The following is a 5,217-nucleotide window of genomic DNA, read 5'->3' as shown; positions in this document are numbered from 1 at the left end:
CCGGAGCCCTCCTGGTGCGCGGCCTTTTGTATTTTCAGGCATCGCCCAAGGCAAAATGGGCCATCTGGCCGTCAAAGGCGCGTTGGAAAGCGGGACGGGCGCAAACGCGCTCGATATAGGCCTCCAGCGCTGGATGGGGATTGGTCGCCCGCAGTTTCGGCACGCGCAGCACATCGGCCATCAGCAGGTCAGCCACGGTAAAGCGTCCTACCGCCAGCCATTCGTGCTCCGAAAGCACCGCATTGAGATGCTTTAGCCGCTGCAGCATCCAGTCCTTGAGCGGATTATCCGCACCTTCGGACAGGCTGACGAACCACCAGGACACCGTGACCATTTCCATGGAATTGAGCCCGGCAATCGTCCATTCCAAAACCTCCGCCTCGCCCCTGGCGTCGCGTGGCATGAGTTTTTCGCTCTTCTTGGCCAGATGCAGCAGGCAGGCGCCGCTTTCAAACAGCGTTATGTCGCCATCCGTCAGAAAAGGAACCTGCCCAAAGGGCTGGCGCGCGAAATGCTCGGGACCGCGATTTTCGAATGGCACAGATTTGACCGCATAGGCGAGACCCGCCTCTTCGCAGGCCCAACGCAGCCTGATGTCCCGAACATGGCCACGGGGCCCCGACTTGCCCCCAGGCACCCAGTCATAGGTCCAGATCGTCAGTGGCTCGGTCATAGGCGTCCTCCCGCTGCCCGTTCATAACCCGGGCCGATTTTCCATTCCATGCGGAAGGCTTTGGGAGGCGTCGCGGTTCCGGAACCAGAAACAAGAATGGCCCCCGAGATGAGGGCCATTCCGGATTTTTGCTTATGAGCCGCCGTCAGCAGACCGTGGCGACCCGTTCCTTGATGACCGCCAGCACTTCGTCGCCGGGGCGTTTCCACCAATTGTCCTGCGAGAAAATTTCGACTTCCTGCGGCCCGAAAAAGCCCGCGTCCTCGATCATTTTCCGAATGGCAGGCAGGTCGATTACCCCATCGCCCATCATGCCGCGGTCGAGCAGCATGTCCTTGGTCGGCACCAGCCAGTCGCAGATGTGATGGGCAAAGATGCGCTTCATGCGACCGGCGCGCGCAATGGCCTGCGCCAGATTGGGGTCCCACCAGACGTGGTAGACGTCGATGGCAACGCCGACCGTTTCGCCCAGGGTCTCGCAGATATCGAGGGCCTGATCGATCGTGTTCACGCAGGCCCGATCCGCCGCATACATCGGGTGCAGCGGCTCGATGGCGATCTTTACCCCCGAGGCCTTGGCATGGGGCAGCATGGCGGCGATACCATCGGTGACCATCTGCCGGGCAGCCGGCAGGTCCTTTGATGAACCGGGCAGGCCACCAACCACCAGCACGAGACAATCGGCGTTGAGCGCGGCGGCCTCGTCGATGGCACGCAGATTGTCATCGATCTGTTTCTGACGCCCCTCGGCCGTTTCCGCCGGGAACATGCCGCCACGGCAGACGCCTGTTACCTGCAGCTTGTTTGTTTTGACGATGCGCGCCGCCTCATCGAGGCCAATGGCCGCGATCTGGTCGCGCCAGGGCGAAATGGCGGTGATCCCTGCGCGCAGGCACCCGTCCACCGCTTCGGCAAAACCCCATTGCTGGCGCGTGGTCGCAAGATTGAGCGAAATGCCTCGATCGGTCATGCCTTCACTCCGTTTACCTGCAGCACAGCCTTCATCCGTGCCGTGGCGAGCTCAGGATCGGCGAGAACGCGGGCCTTGTCGGCGAGACGGAAAAGCTCGCTGAGATGCTGCACGGAACGGGTCGACTGCTGGCCCCCGATCATCTGGAAATGATCCTGCAGCCCATTGAGATAGGCGAGGAACACGACACCCGTCTTGTAGAACCGCGTCGGCGCCGCAAAGATATGGCGGCTCAGCGGCACTGTCGGTTCGAGAATATCGAAGAACTCGTTGGTATTGCCACGACCCAAGGCCGCAAGGCCAGCCGAGGCGGCTGGCGCGATGGCATCGAAAATGCCGAGCAGGGCATGCGAATAGCCCTGATCATCGCCGGCAATCAGCTCTGCGTAATTAAAGTCGTCGCCGGTATACATCTTCACCGATGCCGGCAGACGACGACGCATGGCGATTTCCTTCTCGGCCGAGAGCAGGGAAATCTTGATGCCGTCGACCTTGTCGGCATTGGCGGCGATGACGTCGAGGCAGACATCCATGGCGGCGTCGTGGTCGATATTGCCCCAATAGCCCTGCAGCGCCGGGTCGAACATTTCGCCCAGCCAATGCATGATCACCGGCTGCTTCACATTGGACAGCACATGCCCATAGACGCGGGCATAGTCGTCCGGCGACTTGGCCGCCGCCGCCAGCGCGCGGCTCGCCATCAGGATAACGCGACCGCCTTCGCCCTCGACAAAGCCCACCTGCTCGTCATAGGCGCGGATAATATCGTCGATGGTGACATCGGGACCGGGCGCGAGGTGATCGGTACCGGCGCCATAGGCGATGAGCGCATCGTCCCGCGTCCGCGCTTCGGCCTGGGCGCGACGGATCAGCTCCTTGGCTTCCGTCCAGCTCAGCCCCATGCCGCGCTGGGCCGTATCCATCGCTTCGGCAACGCCAAGTCCGAGATCCCAGAGACGATGGCGGAATTTCAGGGTCGTGTCCCAATCGATCGCCGGGGTCAGCCACGGATCATTCACCGCCAGCGGATCGGCAACGACATGGGCCGCCGCATAGGCGATGCGGGAGAAATCCGTCGACTTGAATTTGACGAAGGGGATCGGATCGCCCGTCAGCGTATAGGGCGTTATCGAGCGGTCGGGATTGGGCAGGTTGATGGTCGGCATGGGTATTTCCCCTCAAGGCCTTCACAAACTCGGATGTCACCCTCGCCTGGGCGGGGTGACATCCGGTGGATCGCTAGTTCAGGAGATCAGAATTCCAGCTTCGGCACATCGAGCCAGCGGCGCTCGGCCCAGCTCTTGAGACCAAGTTCGGCAAGCTGCACGCCCTTGGCGCCGGCTTCGAGGCCATATTCCCATGGCGCGTCTTCGGCGACGTGGCGGAGGAACATTTCCCACTGCACCTTAAAACCGTTGTCGGCCGGCCAGTTGTCCGGAACCTCTTCCCAATCGTTGAAGAAGTTCATGGTCTGCGGCTGGTCGGGGTTCCACACGGGTTTGGGCGTATTGACGCGATGCTGGGTCCAGCACTTGTGGAGGCCAGCAACTGCCGAGCCCTTGGTGCCATCGACATGGAAGGTCACGAGATCGTCGCGACGCACGCGGGTGGTCCAGCTCGAATTGATCTGGGCCACGACGCCGCCTTCAAGCTCGAAGGTCGCATAGGCCGCGTCATCCGTATCACACTTGAAGCGCTTGCCGTTTTCGTCGACGCGTTCGGGAATGTGCGTCGCGCCGAGGCAGGAGACGGCCTTCACTTCGCCGAAGAGATTGTCGAGCACATAGCGCCAGTGGCAGAGCATATCGAGGATGATGCCGCCGCCATCGTTCTTGCGATAGTTCCAGCTCGGGCGCTGCGCCTTCTGCCAGTCGCCTTCAAACACCCAATAGCCGAATTCGCCGCGCACCGAGAGGATGTCGCCGAAAAAGCCGGAGTCCTTGAGCATCTTGATCTTCATCAGGCCGGGCAGGAACAGCTTGTCCTGCACCACGCCATGCTTCAGCCCCGAAGCGCGGGCGGTCTTGGCGAGGTTCACCGCAACTTCGAGATCATCCGAAGTCGGCTTTTCGCAATAGACGTGCTTGCCGGCCGCGAGAGCGCGTTCGAGCAGGCCGGCGCGCATCAGCGTCGTGCCGGCATCAAAGAAAATCGTGTCATCGGGATTGGCGAGCGCGGCGTCGAGATCGCTGCCCCAGCGGGCGATGTTGTGCTTCTTGGCGAGGCGCTCGATCTTGTCGGCGTCGCGACCAACGATGATCGGATCGACAACGAGACGATCGCCATTGGCAAGCGCAATGCCGCCCTGATCCCGGATCGCCAGGATGGATCGCACCAGATGCTGGTTGTAGCCCATGCGCCCCGTGACGCCATGCATGATGATGCCGATACGCTTTTCCGCCATTCGCTCCTCCGACCGCTTTGCGGTGTAACTGCTTAGTTACTTAACTATAGCCAGCGCCGTGGCAGCGTCAAGCGCGATCGTGCTGCAAAAATGCAATCACGCGTCGCGCAGAGGCACCAAACGGTTACTTGTACTTGACAGGGACCGGGGTGCCGCCCAGACTTCAGGCAATGGCCCGAAGCGGCCGAGGAGGAAATTTGGGGGGAAGTCCGGCCATGCGGCGGAGCCTTGCGGTCGTGCGCCTTTGCGGCGCTGCTTTACCGCCCGGAATCGTGCTGCTATTGCCCAAGCCGACTTCCCGCGCCCAGTAGAAATCAATCGGCGGTACAGACGTGTCAGACGCAATTTCAACCGCGAGCGAATCCCAGGGCGAACCAACCGCACCCAAGCGCACGCGCAATTCGGTAAAGACCAAGGCGTCCATTCTCGCGGCCGCCCGCGTCGAGTTCGCCGATCGCGGTTTTGAAGGCGCCCGCGTCGATGCCATTGCCGAGCGCGCCGGCGCCAACAAGCGCCTGCTCTACCATTACTTCGGCAACAAGGAAGATCTCTATCGGGCCGTGCTGCTCGATGCCTATCAGGAGATCCGCAAGGGCGAACGCGCGCTCAGCCTTGATCAGTATGACCCGACCCAGGCCATGGACCGCCTGGTGCGCTTCACCTTCCGGCACTTCCTCGCCAACCCCTGGTTTCCACGCCTTCTCGGCACGGAAAACATCGAAAATGCCCGGTTCCTCAAAACCCTGCCAGACATCAAGGCGCTGCATTCCCCGCTCGTGGGTCAGATCGCCGAGATCATCGCCAGGGGTAACGAGGCGAACACCTTCCGCCGCGACGTCGATCCCGTGCAGCTCTACATTTCCGTCGCCGCACTCGGCTTTTTCTACGTGTCGAACACCGCCACGCTGTCCGTGATCTTCGAGCGCGACCTCAGTAGCGTCGCCATGGTGCAGGAGCGCGAGGCCCACGCCGTGCAGATGGTGCTGGATTATCTGAAGACGAAGCCGGGGGCTTGATCCCGTCGCGTATTTGATTTCCTGATTTATCCGTCATCGTCACCACCGGGCTTGTCCCGGTGGTCCATACGGAGGCGAGATGGATTGCCGGGACAGGCCCGGCAATGACGACAGCGGAAAGATTTGGTCATGTCGTCCGCCAGAGGTGGACGAC

General features: G+C 61.6%; 5 protein-coding genes. 1 reads left to right on the top strand and 4 read right to left on the bottom strand.

The genetic code is table 11. From position 1 onward, the window contains the following. Nucleotides 1-34: 34 nt before the first annotated feature. The 4 genes from ABW043_RS08610 to ABW043_RS08595 all read right to left on the bottom strand — a co-directional run bounded on the left by ABW043_RS08610 (nucleotide 35) and on the right by ABW043_RS08595 (nucleotide 4,047). Nucleotides 35-673: a glutathione S-transferase family protein gene (locus ABW043_RS08610; protein WP_353920806.1), complete on the bottom strand. Its 639-nt coding sequence runs from the start codon at nucleotides 671-673 to the stop codon at nucleotides 35-37. Between the two features lie 145 nt (nucleotides 674-818). After that, entirely contained in the window at nucleotides 819-1,643 is an 825-nt protein-coding gene (locus ABW043_RS08605; protein ID WP_353920805.1) for a sugar phosphate isomerase/epimerase family protein, read from the bottom strand. Next, the gene (locus ABW043_RS08600; RefSeq protein ID WP_353920804.1) at nucleotides 1,640-2,809 is read right to left on the bottom strand and encodes a dihydrodipicolinate synthase family protein; all 1,170 of its coding nucleotides are present in this window, start codon (nucleotides 2,807-2,809) and stop codon (nucleotides 1,640-1,642) included. The genes ABW043_RS08605 and ABW043_RS08600 overlap by 4 nt, the downstream gene beginning before the upstream one ends. An 86-nt stretch (nucleotides 2,810-2,895) precedes the next feature. Next, entirely contained in the window at nucleotides 2,896-4,047 is a 1,152-nt protein-coding gene (locus ABW043_RS08595) for a Gfo/Idh/MocA family protein (RefSeq protein ID WP_353920803.1), read from the bottom strand. Nucleotides 4,048-4,379: 332 nt separating this feature from the next. Here ABW043_RS08595 and ABW043_RS08590 point away from each other — a divergent pair, with 332 nt between their 5' ends. Further along, a complete protein-coding gene (locus ABW043_RS08590; RefSeq protein WP_353920802.1) occupies nucleotides 4,380-5,063 on the top strand; it encodes a TetR/AcrR family transcriptional regulator in 684 nt (227 codons plus the stop codon). Nucleotides 5,064-5,217: the final 154 nt, after the last annotated feature.

Source organism: Devosia sp., assembly GCF_040509215.1.
Classification (GTDB): domain Bacteria; phylum Pseudomonadota; class Alphaproteobacteria; order Rhizobiales; family Devosiaceae; genus Devosia.
This window is presented reverse-complemented; position numbering and strand designations above follow the sequence as displayed.